The following is a 21,538-nucleotide window of genomic DNA, read 5'->3' as shown; positions in this document are numbered from 1 at the left end:
ATCGCCGACATACGCCAGATACCTGAAGAGCGTCTAATGATTCCATGCCAGCCGCACTGGCGCTTGCAGAACTCGAAAACGCAAACGGGCGTTTGCGTCGAAAGACATTCTCTTGAGGTGGATATCATGAAAGTCATTCAATCGCTGATTGCCGTCGCTTCCGTCGCCGCTTCCGTCGCCGCTGCCGTTGCACTGCCGTCTATATCGTTCGCGCAGTCGAACCAGCCGCTGACCCGCGCAGAAGTCCGTGCGCAACTGGTCGAATTGCAGAGCGCCGGCTATAACCCCGCAAGCGATCAAACGCAGTATCCGAAGAACATCCAGGCCGCAGAGGCGCGTGTCGACGCACAGAAGAATGTGCTCGCGTCATCGTATGGATCGTCCACTTACGGCAGTTCGGCTTCCGGTTCGCCGCATTCGTCCGGGTCGGATGTCATCGGCCTCGGCCCGATCTACGCCAAGCCGTAACGAAACACACCGCACATTTATCCCACTGCCTGTATTCATCTCGACGATTGACCTGTTCGTGCGCCGTTGATCGCGTGCGGACTCGTTAGAAATTTTTTACGCGAGTGCATGCAGGTCCTACCAGGTTTTCGTACAAGAAGAGGAAATAGCCATGTCTGAACAGGTCAATACGCGGCGGCGCCGTCTGCTCGGCACGACGGTCGCGGGCATCAGCCTGATGGAACTGGGTTTGAGCGGACTCGCGCACGCGCAGACGAGCGGCGCGAAATCCGGAACGGGCGCCACGTCGTTCGAGAACTTACGGCAGATCAACGCCGGCACGCTGAACATCGGTTACGCGGAAACAGGCCCGCAAAACGGCCCCGTCGTCATTCTGGTGCACGGTTGGCCGTACGACATCTATAGCTACGTGGAAGTCGCGCCGCTACTGGCCGCCGCCGGCTACCGCGTGATCGTGCCGTACCTGCGCGGCTACGGCTCGACGCGCATTCTCTCGGCGGATACGCCGCGCAACGGCCAGCAGGCGGTTATCGCGGTCGACATCATCAATCTGATGGACGCGCTGAAAATCGACAAAGCCATTTTCGGCGGCTTCGACTGGGGCGCGCGCACCGTGAACATCATCGCGGCACTGTGGCCGGAGCGCTGCAAGGCGATGGTGTCGGTGAGCGGTTATCTGATTGGCAGCCAGGAAGCCAATAAAGCGCCGTTGCCGCCGAAAGCGGAACTAGCCTGGTGGTATCAGTTCTACTTCGCGACCGAGCGCGGCGTAGCAGGCTACGATGCGAACCGTCACGAGTTCAACAAGCTGATCTGGCATACGGCCTCGCCGAAATGGAATTTCGACGACGCGACGTACGAACGCACGGCGGCATCGTTCGTCAATCCCGATCACGTCGCGATCGTGATTCACAACTACCGCTGGCGTCTCGGCCTCGCGTCCGGCGAACCGAAATACGACGACCTGGAGAAGCGGCTCGCAATGGGCCCGACCATCTCCGTGCCGACCATCACGATGGAAGGCGACGCCAACGGCGCACCGCACCCGGAGCCGTCGGCCTATGCGAAGAAGTTCACGGGCAAGTACGCGCATCGCAACATCGGCGGCGGCGTGGGGCATAACCTGCCGCAGGAAGCGCCGAAAGCTTTCGCCGACGCCGTCATCGACGTGGCCCGTTTCTGAACGGACGAGCGGGAGAGACGCAATGCGAAAGATCCGGCTTGCACAGGTTGCGCTGAATGCGGCGCTCCTGCTCGGCACGGTGGGAAGTCATGCGCTGGCGGAGCTCGCGAAGTCAGCGCCTTCGCCAATCTACGGGGTGACGATTCCCGATGGCTACCGCAAGTGGCAGATGATCGCGCCTGCGGAGGAGGCCGCGCCGCTCGACGAACTGCGCGTGGTGCTTGGCAATCCCGCCGCGATCAAGGCAATCGAGAAGTCGACGTTGCCGTATCCCGACGGCACCATCCTGGTCAAGCTTGCGTACAAGCGCAAGCAGTCGCCCGAGTTCGCGACGGCGACCATCCCCGGAGAGCCCACTACCGTTCAGGTGATGGTCAAGGACTCGCGCCGTTATGCGTCGACGGGAGGCTGGGGTTTCGGGCGTTTCGTCAACGGACAGCCCGTTGACGCCGCGCAGCACCAGACGTGCTTCGCGTGTCACGCGGCGAAGGTAAAGGATCGCGATTATGTGTTCACGCGATTTGCGCCGTAGTGCGCCGTAGCCGAGGCGGCGCGCGCACCGGGTGCGTGTGAGTGTTTCAAAAGGACGGGCCGCAGCGATGTGAATATCGCTGCGGCCCGTTCGAACGTTATGGCGTTCTTCGCTCCGCTATGAACGGCTGCGGCTAGCCACCGCTTGCGCGGCTGGATGCCCGTTTTTGCGGTTTGTGTCTCTGCGCCTTTCCGCGCGCGAACATCGGCATGCGTTCCTCGATCCATTTCAACAGTTCGAGCGGCCCCGCGGCGAGCGGCCGGTCGGCTTTGACCAGCACTCTAGCCTGTGCGCTTTCAAAGAGCGGATGGGCGACCGGAACGGTGGTGAACTCGTCGCTGGCGAGTTCGCGATATGCGGCAAATTCTCCGATCAACGTCATGAAATTTTCCGCCGTGACGAAGCGCTTGAGAGCGCTCAACGAATTGGTGGTCAAAGTGGGACGGATCGACACGTTCGCGGCCACCTGCGCCATCGACACGACATGACCGATGCCGAACGTAGACGGCATGAGCGCGAGCGGATAGGCCTGCAGATCCTCGAGACGCGCCGGGCCGCCACGTTTGACCAGAGGATGGTCCTTTCTCAGCAGCAGCACAACCGGCTGCGCGGAACTCGCCCGATACGCGATGCGCGCGTGCGGCGGTGGATTATAGGCGAGACCGATGTGGGCGCGATTCTCCACGACCTCGTCGAGAATCGCGTCTACCGCCAGCATCGTCATGCTGACTTCCAGACCGGGATAGCACGTGCAGAACGGCGCCAGCACGTCGTCGACGAAGGTATCGACGAAACCTTCGCTGACCGCCAGTTGAATTTGCCCGGTGCGCAGACCCCTCAGCGCGTGCAGCTGGTCTTCGAGCTTCTCCTGTTGCGAGCGGTAGCCGCGCCAGAACTCGAGCAGATGCATGGCGGCTTCGGTCGGTTTGACGCCGCGCGCCTGGCGCTCGAACAGCACGGCACCCAGTTCGTCTTCGAGCAGCTTGATCTGCCGCGTGATAACTGACGGCGACGTGTTGATGTGTTCGGCCGCGCCGCGAATCGTGCCGTGACTGAGCACCTCGTGGAAATAGCGTAGCCGCTGCTGGTTGATTTCTCGCATTTGATCGCTCCGACCGCCGGACCCCCGCTCACTGCAGGTTTGGCGTGTGTTGCCCATAAGACAACGATATGTGAACTTAGTTGCTCTTGCTAGTCCGTTTTTGCGCTGCCACCATCGACTCAACCCCTGCAACGGGCCAGCAAGGCATACGGAGACAACCATGTCAGCAATCCACCCCTCGGCCGCCGGCGATCCCGCCGCCGCGCTCTACAGCAAGCTCAACTGGCGGCTGCTGCCGTTCCTTGTGGCCTGCTACATGTTCGCCTATCTCGACCGCGTCAACGTCGGTTTCGCGAAATTGCAGATGCAGTCCGACCTCGGTTTCTCCGACGCCGCATACGGCGTGGGCGCGGGCATTTTCTTCATCGGCTATGTGTTGTTCGAATTGCCGAGCAATCTGATGCTGCCGAAAGTCGGCGCTCGCAAGACGTTCAGCCGCATTCTGGTGCTGTGGGGTATCACGTCGGCGTGCATGCTGTTCGTGCGAAGCGTGCCGGCGTTTTACGCGATGCGCTTTTTGCTGGGCGTGTTCGAAGCGGGCTTTGCGCCGGGCATGATCTATTACCTGTCGTGCTGGTACGGCCCGGCGCGCATGGCGCGCGCCATTGCGTTGGTGTTCGTTGCGGGACCGCTGGGCGGCATTGTCGGCGGACCTGTGTCGGCGTGGCTGATGACGAGCCTCGCCGGCGTCGGCGGCCTCGCCGGCTGGCAATGGATGTTCCTGGTCGAGGGTCTGCCGTGCATCGTGCTGGGCTTGCTGACGCTGCGCGTGATTTCCGATCGACCCGCCGACGCGCGCTGGCTCGATGACGGCGAAAAGGCACTGCTCGACGGCGAAACTGCGCCGACCCAGCATCGCGCGGATTCGTTCAAGGCGGTGCTGAAAAGCCCGCGAGTGTATGTGCTCGCGCTCGCTTACTTCAGCGTCATCTTTCCGATCTACGCGATCAGTTTCTGGCTGCCCACGTTGCTGAAGGAGCAAGGCGTGACGGATACGGTGCGCCTTGGCTGGTACACGGCGATTCCGTACGTGGCGGCTGCCGTCTGTATGTATCTCGCGGGCCGCAGTTCCGACCGTTTCGGCGAGCGCCGCTATCACTGCGCAATTCCCGCGCTGGGCGCCGCAGTCTGTCTGATCGCCACGGTCTTTGCCGACGGCAATCTCCCGCTCACGCTTCTCGCGCTGACATTGGGCACCGCGTGTTTGTGGATGGCCTATACGGTGTTCTGGGCGATTCCCTCGCAACTCGTCGAAGGGACGGCGGCGGCGGGCGGCATCGCGCTCATCAATACCGTTGGACTGTCCGGCGGATTCTGGGGGCCGGCGGTGGTCGGCTGGACCAAGGCGGGGACCGGCAGCATGCATGCGGGGCTTCTCGTGATGGCTTGCGCCGCCGCGCTGGCCGCCGTTCTGATCCTGAAGGGCAAGTTGACGATGAAACAGCAATAGCCATTTCAAAGCGGCTCCGCAGATCTGTATCACGATATGACAGATAGGTATCCGAATTAATGTGTCACTGCTGCGTCGCGATTTCGCGCAGCAGTGAAACACATCAAGGTGAACCACATGAAAATCCTGATTGCCGGTTTCCAGCATGAAACCAATACGTTTGCGCCGACCAAGGCGTCTTATGAGAGCTTCGTCCAGGGCGAGGGCTTCCCGCCGATGGTTCGCGGCGCAGACGTGTTCAACCTGCGCGACGTCAACGTGCCGATCGGCGGCTTCATCAAGGTCATGGAAGCGAACGGCCGCGAACTGAAGCCGGTGATCTGGGCGGGCGCGAGCGCGTCGGCACATGTCACCACGGATGCGTTCGAGAGGATCGGCGGCGAGATCATCGCGGCCGTCGAGCAGGGCGGCTTCGACGCGATCTATCTGGACCTGCACGGCGCAATGGTGACCGAGCAGCACGACGACGGCGAGGGCGAGTTGCTCGAACGCGTGCGGCGGATCGTCGGCGATCGCATGCCCGTGGTCGTATCGCTCGATCTGCATGCGAACGTCACGGCCCGCATGTTCGCTCATGCGAGTGCGCTCGTCGCGTACCGCACGTATCCGCACGTCGACATGGCGGAAACCGGCGAGCGCGCCGCGCGGATTCTCGAAGATCTGATGTGGGAGCAGCGCCCGTTGCATTGCGCGGTGCGCCGGGTTCCTTTCCTGATTCCGGTGAACGGCATGTGCACGCTCGTCGAGCCGGCGAGCGATATGTACCGCATGCTCGCCGATCTGGAGAAGCGCCCGGTCGTATCGGTATCGTTTGCACCCGGCTTCCCAGCGGCAGATTTTCCTGAATGCGGTCCGACTATCTGGGCCTATTCGTTCGACGAAGACGCGGCGACGCAGGCCGCCGACGCATTGTTTGCCAGGATCGTCGGCGAAGAAGCGCGCTGGGACGTGCCGTTTCTCTCACCCGACGAAGCCGCGCTCGAAGCGATCCGCGTGAGCGCATCCGCATCGCGCCCGGTCATCATCGCGGACACGCAGGACAACCCGGGCGTGGGCGGCGACTCGAACACCATGGGCATGGTGCGCGCGCTGTTGCGCAACGGAGCGAAGGATGCGGCAGTCGGCGTGATCTGGGACGCACAGGCGGCGGCCGCCGCACATCGCGCGGGCGTCGGGGCGCGCATTGCGCTGCGGCTCGGCGGCGGTGCGGGCGTGGAGGGCGATGCGCCGCTCGAAGCCGAGTTTGAAGTCGAGCACCTGTCGGACGGACGCTTCCGATTCGACGGGCCGATGCTCAACGGCATGGAAGGCGAGCTAGGTCCGGTCGCATGCCTGCGAATCGAAGGCGTGCGGATCGCGGTGAGCTCCGTGAAAATGCAGGTCTTCGACCGCAATCTGTTCCGCGTGGCGGGCATTGAACCCGAGCGAATGAAGATTCTGGTCAACAAGAGTTCCGTCCATTTTCGCGCAGATTTCGAAGCGATCGCAGAGGCGATTCTCGTCGCCAAAGCGCCGGGCCCGATGGCCGCCGATCCGGCTGATCTGCCGTGGACGCATCTCGATCCGGAAATGCGAGTGCGGCCACTTGGTCCGTCGTTCAGTGATTTCAATACGGTAGCGGGCTGATTCGCTTCACTGCGTTTTTGTATCGCAGTGTATCCAGGCCGTGCCCCGATAAACACGCTTGCATTAAACGGGTTCGCGAAAACATTCCAGATACGTCGGCGGGTTCAAATGTCGTCACGCAAGGTTGATTCGCAACACTGCGCCCGATTCGGGTGACACGCTAGCTCGTAGATATGGGCTACCGAGTGTTTCAACCGAACTTCTGACCTTTGAATGCCGTCGTTTTCTGGAGAATGCTCATGAAACTCGTTCAATCCCTTGTCGTTGCAGCACTCGTTGCCGTTCCCGCCGTTTCATTCGCCCAGTCGAGTCACGCGGTGACGCGTGCCGAGGTGCGCGCGGAACTCGTTCAGTTGCAGAAGGCCGGCTACAACTCGGCCAGCGACAGCACGCAATATCCGAAGAACATCGAAGCCGCTGAAGCGCGCGTTGCCGCGCAGAACGCCTCGGCCGCCGCGGCATATGGCGGCGTCGTACAAACCCGTTCAGCAGCGGGGTCGCGCGCACAAACGACCGGCGCATCGGCGCCGCAGCAGGACGTGGTCGGTCTCGGCCCGATCTACGCGCACTCGTGATTCACGCGGCGGCGCGCGTTCGCCGCGCGTCGTCTGCACAATAGCTCAATCAACGTCAACTCCATTCTGCCGGAAGAAAATCAATGACCAGGCTTCTCAAGAAATTCGTCGGTTCCGCTCTGCTGCTCGGCGGACTGTTCGCGCTGCAAGCATCGCACGCGGCACCGCCGCAGGACCTGAAGGGCAAGAACATCGTGCTGGTGCACGGCGCATTCGCCGACGGTTCAAGTTGGGAGAACGTGATTCCGCTGCTCGAAGCGCGCGGGGCACATGTGGTCGCGGTGCAAAATCCATTGAGCTCCCTGGCCGACGACGTTGCCGCGACGAAACGCGTGATCGAGCAGCAAAACGGACCTGTGGTTCTGGTCGGCCATTCGTGGGCAGGCGTGGTAATCAGCGAGGCGGGCAACGAAGACAAGGTGAGAAATCTGGTCTACGTGGCGGCGTTCGCGCCGGATAGCGGTCAATCGATCGAAGACATCACGAAGGGCAAACCGGCGCCCGTGTGGGCGAGCGAATTGCAGAAAGACTCGGCCGGCTATCTGACGCTGTCGACCAAAGCGGTGCTTGAAGATTTCGCGCAAGACGTGCCTTTGCCGCAGCGCCGTGTGATCGCCGCAACGCAAGGTCCGTGGGCTTCGGCATGTATCGGCGAGAAGGTCACGAAAGCAGCGTGGCATGACAAGCCGTCGTACTTCGTGGTGACCGAACGGGACCGCATGATCGATCCTGGTCTGCAACAGACCATGGCGAAGAACATCGGCGCGCACGTGACGTTGGCGAATGCAAGCCACGTCGCGATGGTCAGCCAGCCGAAGCTCGTTGCCGACACGATCATCGCCGCGGCGAAGGCCGCGCAATAAGCGGCAATCAGCGGCAAAACAGCAGCAAACTCGCTGCTAGCTTTATCAGTTATTCGCCTGCTTACCACGTGAGCGGGCGAATAACCCTTTGTTCAAACCGACACGTTAATCTGTCGTCCAGAAGCTTTCTGTTGTTGCATCTCTCGCTGTGTCTCCATCTCTTTCTTCAGCATTTCCCGGACTTTCGCCATAATCTTCTCGCGCTCTTCCGGTGACATCTTCTTCAGTTCTTCTTCTGTGACACCCGGCTTCGCCAGGATCATTTTTTCCATGCGCTCGCCGGGCTTTAGTTTCCGAAAGTTATGGGCTTTTTTCCGGACGCTAACCCCTGCTGTGCATGGTGAACGTCGCTCACTGCCTAAAATCTAGAATGATGGAATTTATGACTCAATTTTGATTTCGAGACCGATCTCTATCATGCGGCTGTGTCCCGGGTTTCCTTTGACTGGAATTCGGCCATTGCGGTCATTGGGCCGATCGTCAGCGAAGTGCAGTTGATGTTCGCTCTGCGGTCATTGGAACATTCGTCCCCTCGAACGACAGCTATCCTCCTGCGGGAGGACAGCACCCTTCGGCCAGATAACTTGCTCCAAACCGGTCACTCCGCCGAATTCGCGTTTGCGAGCTGGTGCGCCAATAAACGGCCGTTGGCGACCTCACCCCATCGGCCAACTAAGGCCGTTCGCCCATGCTTTCACGCAGACGTTCGAATGTCGGCTTTGCCCAGGCAATGGACATTTCCCCCGACGTCGTTTTCATTTCACTGTACAGCAACCTGTCGGGACCAGTGCGCCTCGGTCAGGTTCACTGCGCTAGCTGCCAGCGCAAAACAGGATGCGTTCCTTCCGGCGGCATAGCCCAGATCCCATGCGGGCTGAAATCGTACGTCGGGCCGAAGCTCGATGGCGTGCTCATCTGAGCGGTGGTCAGGCCTTGGGCGCCGCCCACAGACGCACCGAATGCCGTGGCGAGTACGCCGACAGGGGCGCCGGTCGTCTGCGTATTCCAGTACACGTCATTGCTAATGATGGGTTGGGGTGGAACACCATAGACGATATTCAGTCCGACGACGCCGGCCGGCCCATTTGCCGGTCCGGCCGGCTGATCAATCCTGCCGGTGGCAAACGACTGACTGATCGTGCCCGAGTTCGTGCCAACCAGACCGCCCCCGCAGTTAACGAGGCTGTTGCAGTTCGGCACGACGTGTACCGTAGCGGTCGAGTACGACTGCGTGATATCGCCAAAATTGTAGCCAACCAGTCCGCCGCCTTCGTTGCGGGTCGCAACGACGTCGCCTGACGCATACGACTGCCGAATCTCTGCTGGGGAGAAGGTCTGGCGGAGGAAGGCGTTTGTTCCGACGAGGCCTCCCACAGTTCCGTCGGAAATAACCTGGGCAATGCTGGATGATCGTGTGATGGTGCCGGAATTGATTCCGACCAGCCCGCCCGTTGCAGAAGCCTCGGTTGCGGTGATGACGCCGGCTGTGTGCGACGAGGCGATCGTACCTTCATTGTCGCCAACGAGAATGCCGGAGAAGGGACTGCCGAACTGCGTGGTGCTGACAGTGCCCTCCACCGTCAGGTTGCGCACGACACCTGTCGGCCCGAGGTACGCAAACAGCCCCAACGACGTTGATAACCTCAGGTTGGAAATCGTATGTCCCATTCCGTCGAACTGTCCGGAATAGGGGGCAAACGGATAATCGCCTAAGCCCGAGTTGAAGGCGCCGGGCCCGGAGGTAAAATCGACGTCCTTGCCCAGCGCATAGTTGCCCGCCAGATTGGACTGGATGGCACTCAGGTCGCCCGGTGAGTTGACGAGCGCGTAGTTTGTCACCTGGGTGACCAGGCCGGTGTCCTGCGGCGCAACCCATGCAGGGTTGACGAGAATGGTGCCCGGTACATAGGAACCGTTCATGTCATGGAGTGCACTCACGATGCCGGTGCTGCCCGACCAGTCGATCGTGCCGTGGTTGGCCACGCTGCCGCCGTTGTCGATGCCCGCCGCGTCGGCGCGCAAGGTCAGATTGCCCACGCCGTCGTTCGCGATCGTCGTGCCGCTCGTGACTGAGACATCGCGATAGGCTGCAAGCGTGAGCGAAGCCGGGCCCTGCCAGCGGAGGCTCGAAGCGATGCCCAGGTCGCCCGTTGCGCCGTTGCCCCCCGTGGTCGTCACATCGACCGAGGTGCCCGCGCTAAGACTGCGCTGCAACGTCCGTGCCGCAGCGTCATCGATCGTAAAAGCTGGCGTTGAAAGATTCCATTGGCCGGCGTGAACGGCTGCGTGCCTACCGAACGCCAGCTGCGCCGCGTGCGTATCGACCATGCCGCCGCTGCCGTCCGCATTCGTTGCCGCGATCTTGCCTTGCTGTCTGACGAGGCCGCTGTCCGCGATGAGCCAGACGTGTCCATCGCGTGTTGTCGTGCCGGTCGCGCGGATCCGGGTGCCGCTGCCTGCGAGCGCATAGACGTTGCCGTCGGCAGCCTGAAGACTGACCTGCGCGGCCTTGATGCGCCCCTCGTTGACGACGGTGCCGTGACTGCCTGCCTGCACGAACACCTGCCTGCTGCTGGCCGAGTCCTGCAACAGCACTGTCTCACCAGCCGCCAGTTCCACCGTGCCGCTGGGCGCTTTTACCGTGCCCGCGTTGACGACTGCCTGACGCGCGATCAGGAACACATCGCCGCCGCTGGAACTGATCCTGCCGAGGTTGACCACGCTCGCGTCCGACTTGCCCGACAGCGTCAGTGCGGCACCGCCGTTGACGAATGCGTCGTTGCAGACATCGAGAGTGGAAGCGACAAAACGTCCGCCGGTGCTGACAACGCCCGAGGGCCCAACGAGGACGCCTTGCGGATTGATCAGGTAGAGGCTGCCGGTGGCGGTGAGCTTCCCGAGAATCGATGACGGATCGCCGCCCGTTACTCGGTTCAGCGTCGCGCCCGCCCCGTTGTTGAAGGCGACGGTGTTGCCGTTACCGATCGAGAAGCTATGCCAGTCGATCACGCCGCGGGACGAGGACTGGTCGATCGTCAGCGAAGTCGCGCCGCTCGTCATCGCGCCCTGGCCCCGGACGAAGGCGCCGCCCTGCGGCAGCGGTCCGGCCGCGTAGGCCGTCGGCACGCACCACGCGGTGAGCGCGAGCGGCACCCATAGCGCAAGCGGCGGCGGGCGCAGAACACGCTTCCATGAAGAAGCCCGGGAACGAGACGCGATGAGTTCCGCGCCGGCATATGCCAGCGTAAAGGACAGCCCCTTGCGTGGGGTTGGGGGCGACTGGATCGCCGGTCTGGATGAATGACGCGACATGATCCCTCCCGAAACGTGGTTCGCGGAAAGTCGTTGTCGCGGAACGCAGATTGTTGCGACCAGGCAAGGCGCGAAAGCCGCCATACCGCACAACACAGACTAATGGTAGCAGCGCGTTTCGAAAGACAAACCGGTATTTGCGCATGCACCCAAGGCCTGCTCGTACCTGTTCTCGCGGAGGTGTGTGTCGGTCGCCGCGGCGGCAGGAATGGCGGTTCAACCCTCGAAACCTGCCGTTAAGCTAATGCGGGATCCAACGGCCGGATCGGGTCGGGCCATGTCAGTCCGGTCCTCGAACTCATCGCTCGAAAGCGGTCGCTGGACTTCAGCGGCCCTCAAGCGGCCAGTCGGCGGTGGGCACTCCCAACCCGATGTGGCCGGATGACCGGTGCAGCCTTTCGACCGCAACTCGATCGATAACCGACACTGAGCGTGGCTCCGTCGAGCCGCATTCTGCGTTCGCACAAGCGCAAGAGCAAACTGATGTGGCTTGAACACGGCTTGCGTCGAGATCTACGTGCGCCACATCGGGATGATCGACGTCACAAGAAGCAGCGCCAACGCCCCGTTAAGTAGCCGCCATTGCAGGTCAGTACGCAACAGACGGGCGAACAGGAGGCCTGCAAAGCACCAGACCGAAAGCGACACTACGGCGGCAATGCCGAACGAGACACCAAGCAACGCACCCAATCGAAGCGGATCAGGCGCAAGCGCTGCAAACGATGCTGCTGCTCCCAGCGTCATCGCCCAGCCCTTTGGGTTGTGCCACAACATCCATACACCACTTGCGAATCCGGTCGGCTTTCGCGGTTGAGCGTCGAGATGAGGGGCGCCGCTCCGTCCAATGCGCAAAGCGAGCCACATCAGATAAAGCGAGCCGATCGCTTTCATGCCGAGTTGCAGGGCTGGTAGGGCCAGCAAGATGCCGCCGAGCCCCGCAGCAGCGCAAGCGGCCATCGACGCCAGGGCGACCGCTATACCCGCGATGTAGGGCAATGATCGCTGATAGCCGAAATGGGCGCCTGAAGCTGTCGCCAAGGTCGTTGCTCCCCCCGGTGTGACAGTGGAGACGAAAACGAAGAGAAACAGCGGCAGGTAATCGTGTAACGGCACATCTGCTCCTGGTTATTACACAAGAAGACTGGATTTTTGCCCACACGCGCTGCATTAATACAGCGAATTCTTTTGATGCCTTTCATTAACGCTCATAATGTACGAATGGCACGTAATCTCGACATCGCTCTGCTCCGTGCGTTCGTCACGATCGCCGACCACGGGAGCATGACCGCGGCCGGTCACGCGTTACATCTGACGCAAGGTGCGGTGAGCCAACAAATCGCGCGCCTCGAAGCCCTGTCCGGTCCGTTGTTCTTTCGCGACCATCGCGACCTGCGCCTCACGTCTGCGGGAGAACGATTGCTGGGAGACGCGCGGCGGCTATTGGCCTTTCATGACGCGTTATGGACTGAGATGACCGCGGGTGCCGTGGAAGGCACGGTTCGCCTCGGCGCGCCGCAGGATCTTATTGGAACGCTCCTCGGCCCGATTCTGAAGGGCTACGCGCAAGCCCACCCGCAGGTGGAGCTCACTCTCGTGTGCGCGGCTTCGCCAGAACTGATGCGAACCCTCAAGCGGGGAGAGATCGATATCGCGTTGATTGAGGAGTTGCCGGGATCATCTCGCGGCGAAGGCCTCGCGATTGATCGCCTGGTCTGGGTCGGCGCAAGAGGGGGAGTTGCGCATCGCAAGAGGCCTCTGCCCATCTCGATGGTGTCAGAGACATGTGCGTTTCGCCCAACGGTGCTCGATGAACTTCGCAAGCACGAACTGCCATGGCGTACCGTGTTCGAAAACGGGAGTATCGATGCAACGGCCGCCACGGTGCGCTCCGATCTCGCCATTACGGCCTGGCTTGCATCCACCGTGCCGCCCGAACTTGATATCTTGACGTCCGATAGCGGGCTTCCCGAACTTCCTCGATTTGGAATCAACCTTCACTTGTCACCGGGACAAAAATCGCCTGCTGTAAGTGAACTTGCCCGCCATATCAGGGATGGACTGACTCGACGTCGCCAGCCCATGTGACTGGCGATCGTTGGTTCGATACGCGAAGCGTGAGAAACCTCCCAGCTACCTGTCTCGTCGCGCCGTATAGCTGTTCCTGGTCTATGACCGGTCATTGCGAGCGCGATGACCATTAGCTTTTCCTGGCCGAACCCGGTCCGACACCTCCGGCTCAGTTCGGACCCGTTTAAGCCGTTCGTGCCGGCCGCGCTTAATGATAGACGTCGATTGCACAACGGTCGTTGAATCGATTGATGAACTCGCCCGCTTCGTACATGACGAGGCATGGGCTTTCAGCGCTGGTATTGCGCGGCGATTACCTGGAGGATGGCAACGAATTCGTTCATCGCCTGCGAAGCAGCTTCGTCTTTCCGTGTAATGACACTGTAGTTCGACAATGTCCGACGTATCGGTACGTCCAGATAGCCTAGAAGGCCATGCGTGACGTACTTGTCCATCGCTGCTCTCGGTTGAAGGGACATCATGTCGGTTGCCTGCAGCAACTCTAACGTCGTAAAAATCGATGGCGTTTCCACGATGCCCATCGGCGCAACCATGCCAGCAGCCGCGAACGTTTCTTCGAACAGCTGCCGCATGGCGGTGCCTTGCGGATACAAGATCCACGGCCACTCGCCCAGGTCGGCGATCTCTATGCGTCGTTGCTTCAGCAACGGATGATGCTTCCCGACGACCGCACGCGCCGGCTCCGCCAATAAATCGACCACATCGAAAAGCGCCTCGTGTCGTGGCTCGGTCGGGCGCCCAATCATCACATCGAGCTGCCTTGCCTCAAGCCACGTCGCGAGCTGATCACTGCTTTGCTCGACCAGTTTGATGATGAGCCTAGGGCGCCGGCGCTGGATCTCCTTGATAGCCGCGGTGACGAGTTGCGCGGCGGAAGCCGGAATGAAGCCGACCGTGAGATGACCATAGCCGCCATCTTTCAATGTCGCAAACTCGCTCGAAAACTTGCCCAGATTGGACAGTGTCGTGCTGGCGTAGCGCAGCGACAGCGTACCGAGATCCGTCGGCCGCATTTCGCGCGGCAGCCGTTCGAACAGCGGCGCGCCTAACATCGCCTCCAGGTCGCTCAGGATCTTCGTGGCGGCCGGCTGAGTGATGTGCATCTGCTCAGCCGCGATACGAAGGTTGCGGGTACGACCGAGCAGTTCAAGCAACTGGAGATGTCTGAAACGCAGCTTGGTCAGCACTTGCGCGATGGAGAGACTGGAATCTTGCGACATAGGGTAAACGCGAGCCGATTTATAACCAGATGGAATTGATTTTACTCAATTTGCAATTGGACGGTTATCGCAAGCTCGAACGACAATCAAAGCGCGTCGGGCATTGCCGGTCCGACTGTCTTCGAACAATCTTCCTCACTGACGCCCACCCATGAATACACAAATCCGATACTCCGCCGATGAACTGCAAGCCTTCGCACGGCGTCTACTGGTCAGGGTTGGAATGGAGGACGTCAAAGCGCTCGCGATCGCTCGCACGCTCGTCGACGGCGACCTGATGGGACACGACACGCACGGCCTCGCGTTGCTGCCCGCCTATATCGGTGAGATCGAAAATGGCGCGATGACCTGCTCCGGCGAGCCGGAGGTCGTATCAGACCGGGGCGGCAGCGTGTTGTGGGATGGTCGGCGTCTTCCTGGCCCCTGGCTGGTTCTCAGCGGGATCGAAACACTGGCACCGCGCGCGAAGAAGTACGGCACGGCGACATTGGTGATTCGGCGCAGCCACCACATCGCCTGCCTTGCCAGTTATCTCGAAAGAGCTACTGCGGACGGATTCATGATCTTGCTCAGCAGTTCCGACCCGGCGGGGCAAAGCGTGGCCCCTCACGGCGGCACGCGGTCCGTATTTACACCGAATCCGATCGCGGCGGGCATTCCGACCTCGGGCTCACCGTTTCTGATCGATATCTCTTCATCGATGGTGACGCAGGGGATGACCGCGCGCCGACACAAAGCGGGACAACACTTCGACGAAGCATGCTTCCTCGATGCGGATGGGCAGCCCAGCGGCGATCCCGGTGTGCTCTGCACGGATCCCCCGGGATCCATCCTGCCGATCGGGGGCATGACGGGGGGACATAAAGGCTTCGGGCTGGCGTTGCTGATCGAGGCGTTGACGGGGGGGCTGGCAGGCCACGGCCGGGCCGATCCCGCCGATGGATGGGGCGCTACAGTGTTTCTTTCGCTCTACGATCCGGCGGCTTTTGGCGGTCTCACGGCGTTCGTGCGGCAGATGGACTGGCTCGGCGATGCATGCCGCGATAATCCGCCGCGTCCAGGAACCGCGGGCGTGCGCATGCCGGGCGATCGCGGACTGAACCTCAAGCGCGAGCAACTGCGCGATGGAGTCGCTCTGCACTCGACAATCGCGCCGGCACTTGAAGCCTGCGCGCGGCGCTATGACATCCCGCTGCCGTCCGCACTACCCGGCTGACAGCAGGAGCGAGAGCCCAGACTCTCGCCGAGGCAGCATTGTTTTGCTGTTACACGTCGCGAGTGAGCGCGACCGGCGGAATCGGGCCGCGCACGAGCAACCAGTAGCCGATCACCGCGACGGCGGCAACGGCCGCTCCGACGAACAGCGCGGGCTGGAACGAGTGGGTCTGCTGCACGATGAAGCCCGTGACCACCGGTGCCAGCGCGCCGCCGAAGTAGCCGCCGAAATTCTGCATGGCGCCGATGGAAGCGGTGCAATTGGCGGGCGCGGCAACGGACGCGGTCGCCCAGGCCGCACTGCTCGAAACATACAGCAGCAACATCGAGATCGAAATGAAGACGACCGCCAGCGTCACATTGTGCGTGAGGCCGGTCAGTACCGTGAACACGGCGACCCCGAAAAGCGAAGCCGCCATCGGATACTTCCGGCTGTTGATCGCCGACACGCCTCGCCGTGCGAGCACGTCGCAAATCTTTCCGCCAGAGAGACTGCCCACCACGCCAAAGAGATAGGGAACCGCGGCCACCCATCCCGACTTCGCAATAGTCAGGTGAAGTTCCATTTGCAGGTAAGACGGCAACCACGCGTTGTAAAGCCACAAGACGTAGATCGTGCCGAAGAATCCGAGCAGCATGCCCCACGTGGTGCTGAACTCGAACAGACGGCGCCACTCGCGCCATGTCGGACGGCTCTGCGCCTCCCCATCGACGTCCGACAGATACGCGCGCTCGCGTTGCGTCAACTCGACCTGATGCGGGTCGCGATGCAGGATAAAAAAGCCGAGCGCCACGAGGAGGCCGGCGATTCCCATGACGCCGAACATCCATCGCCATCCCACAGTCAACATTAAGACCGTCAGCAAAGGCGCTGATATTGCAGTACCAAGCGTCGACGAACTGTTCCAGATGCCGGTCGCGGCGCCGCGCTCTTTTTTGCCGAACCAATCGCGAACGACTTTGGCGGCCGTCGGAAACTGCGGCGCCTCGCCTATTCCCAGCACCATGCGAGCAGCGAAGAACTGGCCGAAGTTGCTCACCACACCGCCGAACGCTTGGGCCACCGACCACGTCGCCAGGCTGATGGACAGCATGACGCGCGCGCCGAAGCGATCGACCAACGCGCCCGCGGGCAGTTGCGCGAATGCGTAAGCCCATAGAAACGCCGACAGCAACAGGCCCATTTCCGCGACGGAGAGTCCGAGATCCTGCCGGATTAGCGGATTCGCGATAGACAACGTCGCGCGGTCGATGTAATTGATGACCCCACTCAGGAGAAGCAGAGCAAGCGCGGTCCGCTGAATTCGCCGCACCCGTGGGGAAGCCTGGTCGCTGGAAGCGATGTTCTGAGCGTTACTGCTGCCCGACTCTGGCACACGCGGCGCCGTAGAGGATTGCTCCATGGGTAAGTCTCCTAAATATTTTGTTCTATCGGCGAGGGCCAGTTTCCGATGCAAACATGCGCATTACAGCATTGGATTGAGCGACGATATGCCCGCGTCAGTTGGAAATCCAATCAATATTCCTCGCAAAGCAATTCCATTTGTTTATGGCGAGGTAGGGGCAAACCCGAGCGAAACCATCGACGGACGGATGAGATCGAAACCAGAATCCAGGCTCTCCATGAACGCCATAAGTAACTGCACGGCTGTCAGTGCTTTAAGGCGACGATTCGGCTGGTAGGGCAAGCGATCGACAAGTAGACGGCCAGATCTCAGCAAAAAAGCGAAGCTATCGATTAGCGCCAACGGCGTCGCTGACTTCCCCTTCGAGAGGACAAAGGCGAGATGTGTCGACCAGCTTCTTCCGGTGCGGCGGCCCCTCTTTGACGAGCAGCGGCCCAACGACCGATCTCGAACGCGCTGCAGTCGCATAGATGGCGGTAGTGCAGCCGCGACGTATGACGCTTGTTGGCCGGTTGGGAGAGGTCGCCAACGTCCGCTTCATGGCGCTCCAGTCCGCAACACGCTGATTCGGCTGACTGACCGCTTTGGAGCGGGTCGTCTGACCGGAGTGGGTCGACCACGGAAGCACGCAGATCGACGGGGCCGCAGTGATCATCGACGCCCGGCTGACTTCCGGGCTCGGCCACAAGCGGAACTTCATCCCGACTGTTGCGCAGGCATTGGGGCGTCGGTTCGATCGTGTATAGCGGCCGTTCGCCGGACCATACCATATGGCGATACCCAAAGTTGTTCACGGGAACAACCTGGTATTGCGCATCGGACGTGGATTTCGCCCGAAGAAGCTTGACGCGTGCAAAGCGTGATGCCCGAAACTCCCGAATGATGCAATTTCTGGGCACCGGATGACGGTGCCAGAGGAATTTCAGTGACCGGCGCTCTGGCCGCCGTCGACGTGCAAGATTTCTCCCGTGATGAACGGTGCGGAGTCAAGGAACAGAATCGCGTCGGCGATATCGCTCATCTCTCCCATGCGCCCGAGCGGATGGAAAGCGCCCAGCGCTCCGTGCGTCTCTGGCGCGTGCATCGGCGATTTGATGATCCCTGGCGCGACGGCATTCACGCGAATACCTTTCCTGGCGTACTCGATCGCCAGCGACTTCGTGGCGGCGTTCAGACCGCCCTTCGTCAAGGCTGCCAGTACCGAATACACGCCGCTGATCGCTTGATCGACGGCGCTAGAGGTCACGCTAACCACGTGGCCGCTCGAATGCTTTTCCATCTCGGCGATGGCGAGTTGCGTGACGTAATAGAAGCCCGAGACATTCACATTCATCACGGCGGCGAAGTCCTGCGCGGTGTGTTCGGTAAAGGGCTTCCCGATGTAAATGCCAGCGTTGTTCACCAGCGTGTCGATCCGGCCAAACTTTTCAATGCCTTCGGAAATGACACGGCGGGCGGTTTCCGGCTCGCCAATATCACCGGCGACGGTCACGATGTTCTCGTCGTCCGAGGGCTTGATCGAACGCGCGGTCGCAACGATGCGGTAGTCGAGCTTGCGAAATGCCTTGACGACCTCGGCGCCTATGCCTTGCGATGCGCCGGTAACAACGATGACCTTTTGTGAATTGCTCATGCTTTATCCAGAAAACTCTTGTTCGACTTCAACGCCGATCGAGCCGATGGCCCCGATCAAGGCAAATGTAGATGCGTTGATTCAGGTTTTGCCTAAACCTGCAATCACCCCTTTTTAGCCTGCGCCAGCCAGTGGTCGAGACTGATGCGGCCGATCCGCGCGTCGCCGAGCGGCACAAGCGACTGTTCCTCGACACGGCCGCCGTAGTACCGCGCCTCGCGATCCGTCACCACTGCGCGTCCGTCGCCTGCCGACTTCAAAAAACGCGCGACGATCTCCGCGAACGGCGCACGGTCCGGTCCAGCGATCTCGACGATGCCGTTCTGCGCCGCGCCAAGCGCGATCTGCGCGAGGAACGCCGCGACGTCGTCTGCGGCGATCGGCTGAAACAGTCCGTCGCCAAGGCGCACGGTTCCACTGTCCGTGCTGAAATCGGCGATACCGCCGATGAACTCCATGAACTGGGTCGCGCGCACGATCGTGTACGGCACGCCCGCCGCGTCGATCGCCTCTTCCTGCGCGACCTTGGCAACGAAATAGGCGTTCTCCGGCGTGCGATCGCATCCGACGATGGATAGCGCGACGTGATGGCGTACTCCCGCGGCTACCTCAGCCTTGCCGAGGTTGCGCGCCGAAGTGCGGAAAAAGTCGAGCACCGCCTGCGGCTCCCATGACGGCGCGTTCGTCACGTCCACTACGGCGTCCGCTCCGGCCAGTGCCGTGCTCAGTCCTTCGCCTGTAACGGCGTTGACGCCGGTACGCGGCGACGCGGCGAGCGCCTCGTGGCCCGCTTCCTTGAGCAGGGTGACGACACGCGACCCGATCAGGCCGGAACCACCAATTACGACGATCTTCATGGCAGATTCTCCAGAGAAAAAAGACGAACGCGCAGGCTCGCATGGCGGGTGTCGTACTGTTGAATGTGTTCGCCGACGTCCCATCGCGTGGGACTATTGTGGAACAATGATGACCCACCGATAAGTGACAAGAATTGTCGGCCCGACTAGTCCATGTCGTTTCCGCTCCTGTTGCCCGCGAGACCGTCATCATCGTGCCGACTTCCACCTTGAGCATCGAAATCGACCGGCAGCAGCCGGTGCCGATCTATCTGCAGATCTGCGAGCGTTTCAGGATCGCGATCGCCTCGGGGCATCTGCGTCCCGGCGATCGCGTGCCTGCGCTACGCAGCCTGGCCACGCAGCTGAGCGCGGCGCGCGGCACAGTAGAGCTGGCCTACACCATCCTCGTCGACGAAGGCTACCTGCAGATGCGCGGTGCGGCGGGCACATTCGTATCGCCATCGCTGCCGGCATCGGCGATGCGCTCGTCGCGTGGGCAGGAGCTTCAAGACAAGCAAAGCCGGCTGAGCCATGAAGGAACGGGCGCGCCGAACACGCCAGACGCATCGCGCGGTGGTCAAGCTGCGCCGCGCCAGTCGGCCGTCGCTGTCGCCATGAGCGGTGAGCCCCGGCCGTTGCAACCGGGGCTGCCCGCGCTCGACGCGTTTCCGAGCAAGGTGTGGCACCGGCTCGTTTCGCATCGCGCGCGCAGCGGCGAGCCCGCGATGTTCGCGTACCCGGATCCGGCCGGCTACCAGCCGCTGCGCGAACATATCGCCACCTATCTCGGATTGTCGCGCGGCGTGATCTGCTCGCCCGAACAGGTGTTCGTCACCGGCGGCTACCGCGCGGCGCTCGAACTCGTGTTGCGCAGTCTCGCGCGCCCGAACGATCGCATGTGGTTCGAGGATCCCGGCTATCTGCTCGCGCGCGGTTTTCTGTTCGAGTCCGGCGTGCAACTCGTGCCGGTGCCGGTAGATGGCGAAGGGATCGATGTGGAGCGCGGCACGCAACTAGATCCGCAGGCGCGCTTCGCACTGGTCACGCCGTCGCATCAGAGCCCGCTCGGGTGCACGCTGTCGCTCGCAAGACGCATTGCGCTCCTGGATTGGGCAGAGAAAGCGTCCGGCTGGATCATCGAAGACGACTATGACAGCGAGTTCCGTTATGCGGGCCGGCCATTACCGGCGTTGAAGAGCCTCGACCGGCGCGATCACGTGATCTATTGCGGCACGTTCAGCAAGGTGATGTTCCCCGGTTTGCGGCTCGCGTATGCGGTGGTGCCGGAGCGGGCCGTCGAGCGTGTTAGGCGGGTGGCGCACAGCATGAACGCGGGTTCGCCGACAATATTGCAGGCGGCCGTGGTCGATTTCATTGGGAAGGGGCATTTTGCGCGGCATCTGAAGCGGATGCGTGCGTTATACGGCGAGCGGCGCGTGCTGATCGTGCACGCGCTAGAGCAGGCGTTTGGCGAACGGCTGATTGTCGATTTACCGCCGGGCGGAATTCAGTTCGCGGTGCAGTTCGCCGAAGGCCCCGGTGGCCCGGTCGACGATGTCGCCGTCGCAGCGCGCGCCCGCGAGGCGGGGCTAGCGGTGCTGCCACTTTCGATCTGGTACGCGAACGGCCACGCGCGGAGCACGTCGCGTGGCCTCGTGCTCGGCTTCGCGAACATCGCCGATGCGGGTGAAGCAGGCCGTCTCGCGCGAACGTTGCGCGTGTGTCTTGACGGCTGAGGTGCGTAGCAGATGTCCCGCTCTCGAATAAGCGCAGCGCGGTACCCCTTCGCACGACAGACACCAGACGTGTTCCCCGCAGCTTGGCCTCACTTCAGCTTTCTGAGGTCTCCTTCGCCTCAGGAAGAGCCATTGATGTCGCTTAATCTTGACAGTCGGTTTCGGGGTCGGGTGCGGAAGCTCGTGCCGAGGTCGCCGGGGATGCGCGGCCCTCGAACCCGATCTTCGCCAATCGGCCAAAGCCGGTTATCAACGTGATCCGCTTACAGGCGCGCCAACGTCGCGTGTTA

18 protein-coding genes are annotated in these 21,538 nt (G+C 61.7%); 10 read left to right on the top strand and 8 right to left on the bottom strand.

The features are described from left to right. Positions 1-126 precede the first annotated feature (126 nt). The 3 genes from OH764_RS10945 (at position 127) to OH764_RS10935 (ending at position 2,183) form a co-directional block, all read left to right on the top strand. The gene (locus tag OH764_RS10945) at positions 127-468 is read left to right on the top strand and encodes a DUF4148 domain-containing protein (RefSeq protein ID WP_498846817.1); all 342 of its coding nucleotides are present in this window, start codon (positions 127-129) and stop codon (positions 466-468) included. A 151-nt stretch (positions 469-619) separates the two neighbouring features. Then, positions 620-1,651 carry an alpha/beta fold hydrolase gene (locus tag OH764_RS10940; RefSeq protein ID WP_498846816.1) on the top strand — a complete coding sequence of 344 codons (1,032 nt, stop codon included), beginning with the start codon at positions 620-622 and terminating at the stop codon, positions 1,649-1,651. A 22-nt stretch (positions 1,652-1,673) separates the two neighbouring features. After that, the gene (locus OH764_RS10935; protein WP_498846815.1) at positions 1,674-2,183 is read left to right on the top strand and encodes a cytochrome P460 family protein; all 510 of its coding nucleotides are present in this window, start codon (positions 1,674-1,676) and stop codon (positions 2,181-2,183) included. A gap of 133 nt (positions 2,184-2,316) precedes the next feature. Here the strand turns inward: OH764_RS10935 and OH764_RS10930 are convergent, their stop codons facing one another. Further along, positions 2,317-3,285, bottom strand: a complete 969-nt coding sequence (locus OH764_RS10930) for a LysR family transcriptional regulator (RefSeq protein WP_498846814.1) — start codon at positions 3,283-3,285, stop codon at positions 2,317-2,319. A gap of 160 nt (positions 3,286-3,445) precedes the next feature. Between OH764_RS10930 and OH764_RS10925 the strand changes: the two genes are divergently transcribed. The 4 genes from OH764_RS10925 (at position 3,446) to OH764_RS10910 (ending at position 7,799) form a co-directional block, all read left to right on the top strand. Beyond that, positions 3,446-4,735 carry an MFS transporter gene (locus OH764_RS10925; RefSeq protein WP_498846813.1) on the top strand — a complete coding sequence of 430 codons (1,290 nt, stop codon included), beginning with the start codon at positions 3,446-3,448 and terminating at the stop codon, positions 4,733-4,735. A 117-nt stretch (positions 4,736-4,852) separates the two neighbouring features. Continuing rightward, positions 4,853-6,361: a M81 family metallopeptidase gene (locus OH764_RS10920; RefSeq protein WP_498846812.1), complete on the top strand. Its 1,509-nt coding sequence runs from the start codon at positions 4,853-4,855 to the stop codon at positions 6,359-6,361. 239 nt (positions 6,362-6,600) lie between these two features. Beyond that, the gene (locus OH764_RS10915; RefSeq protein WP_498846811.1) at positions 6,601-6,936 is read left to right on the top strand and encodes a DUF4148 domain-containing protein; all 336 of its coding nucleotides are present in this window, start codon (positions 6,601-6,603) and stop codon (positions 6,934-6,936) included. An 83-nt stretch (positions 6,937-7,019) separates the two neighbouring features. Further along, on the top strand, positions 7,020-7,799 hold the full coding sequence (locus OH764_RS10910) for an alpha/beta fold hydrolase (protein WP_498846810.1): 780 nt from the start codon (positions 7,020-7,022) through the stop codon (positions 7,797-7,799). Between the two features lie 92 nt (positions 7,800-7,891). Here OH764_RS10910 and OH764_RS10905 read toward each other — a convergent pair whose 3' ends face one another. The 3 genes from OH764_RS10905 to OH764_RS10895 form a co-directional block, all read right to left on the bottom strand. Then, positions 7,892-8,071: a hypothetical protein gene (locus tag OH764_RS10905; RefSeq protein ID WP_498846809.1), complete on the bottom strand. Its 180-nt coding sequence runs from the start codon at positions 8,069-8,071 to the stop codon at positions 7,892-7,894. A 532-nt stretch (positions 8,072-8,603) separates the two neighbouring features. Continuing rightward, a complete protein-coding gene (locus OH764_RS10900) occupies positions 8,604-11,111 on the bottom strand; it encodes a two-partner secretion domain-containing protein (RefSeq protein ID WP_498846808.1) in 2,508 nt (835 codons plus the stop codon). Between the two features lie 513 nt (positions 11,112-11,624). Continuing rightward, the gene (locus OH764_RS10895; protein WP_498846807.1) at positions 11,625-12,224 is read right to left on the bottom strand and encodes a LysE family translocator; all 600 of its coding nucleotides are present in this window, start codon (positions 12,222-12,224) and stop codon (positions 11,625-11,627) included. Between the two features lie 105 nt (positions 12,225-12,329). Between OH764_RS10895 and OH764_RS10890 the strand changes: the two genes are divergently transcribed. Continuing rightward, a complete protein-coding gene (locus tag OH764_RS10890; RefSeq protein WP_498846806.1) occupies positions 12,330-13,196 on the top strand; it encodes a LysR family transcription regulator in 867 nt (288 codons plus the stop codon). Positions 13,197-13,468: 272 nt separating this feature from the next. Here OH764_RS10890 and OH764_RS10885 read toward each other — a convergent pair whose 3' ends face one another. Further along, the gene (locus tag OH764_RS10885; protein WP_498846805.1) at positions 13,469-14,419 is read right to left on the bottom strand and encodes a LysR family transcriptional regulator; all 951 of its coding nucleotides are present in this window, start codon (positions 14,417-14,419) and stop codon (positions 13,469-13,471) included. A gap of 151 nt (positions 14,420-14,570) precedes the next feature. On the opposite strand from OH764_RS10885, the gene OH764_RS10880 reads away from it, so the two are divergent. Beyond that, positions 14,571-15,635 (top strand): Ldh family oxidoreductase, encoded by a 1,065-nt coding sequence (locus OH764_RS10880; RefSeq protein WP_498846804.1) that lies wholly within the window; start codon positions 14,571-14,573, stop codon positions 15,633-15,635. A gap of 49 nt (positions 15,636-15,684) precedes the next feature. On the opposite strand, the gene OH764_RS10875 is transcribed toward OH764_RS10880, so the two are convergent. From OH764_RS10875 to OH764_RS10865, 3 genes are all read right to left on the bottom strand, one after another. Beyond that, complete coding sequence (locus OH764_RS10875; RefSeq protein WP_498846803.1) at positions 15,685-17,037, bottom strand: MFS transporter; 1,353 nt, start codon at positions 17,035-17,037, stop codon at positions 15,685-15,687. A gap of 925 nt (positions 17,038-17,962) precedes the next feature. Then, positions 17,963-18,673, bottom strand: coding sequence for an SDR family NAD(P)-dependent oxidoreductase (locus OH764_RS10870; protein WP_498846802.1), 711 nt, complete (start codon positions 18,671-18,673; stop codon positions 17,963-17,965). Positions 18,674-18,777: 104 nt separating this feature from the next. Continuing rightward, entirely contained in the window at positions 18,778-19,530 is a 753-nt protein-coding gene (locus OH764_RS10865) for an SDR family oxidoreductase (RefSeq protein WP_498846801.1), read from the bottom strand. A gap of 188 nt (positions 19,531-19,718) precedes the next feature. On the opposite strand from OH764_RS10865, the gene pdxR reads away from it, so the two are divergent. Next, positions 19,719-21,248: an aminotransferase-like domain-containing protein gene (pdxR, locus tag OH764_RS10860; protein ID WP_498848806.1), complete on the top strand. Its 1,530-nt coding sequence runs from the start codon at positions 19,719-19,721 to the stop codon at positions 21,246-21,248. Positions 21,249-21,538 lie beyond the last annotated feature (290 nt).

Origin of the sequence: Burkholderia sp. M6-3, from assembly GCF_050858985.1 — a bacterium.
In the GTDB taxonomy this organism is placed as follows: domain Bacteria; phylum Pseudomonadota; class Gammaproteobacteria; order Burkholderiales; family Burkholderiaceae; genus Paraburkholderia; species Paraburkholderia caledonica.
The sequence above is the reverse complement of the archived record's forward strand: the minus strand, read 5'-3'. Positions and strand labels throughout refer to the sequence as shown.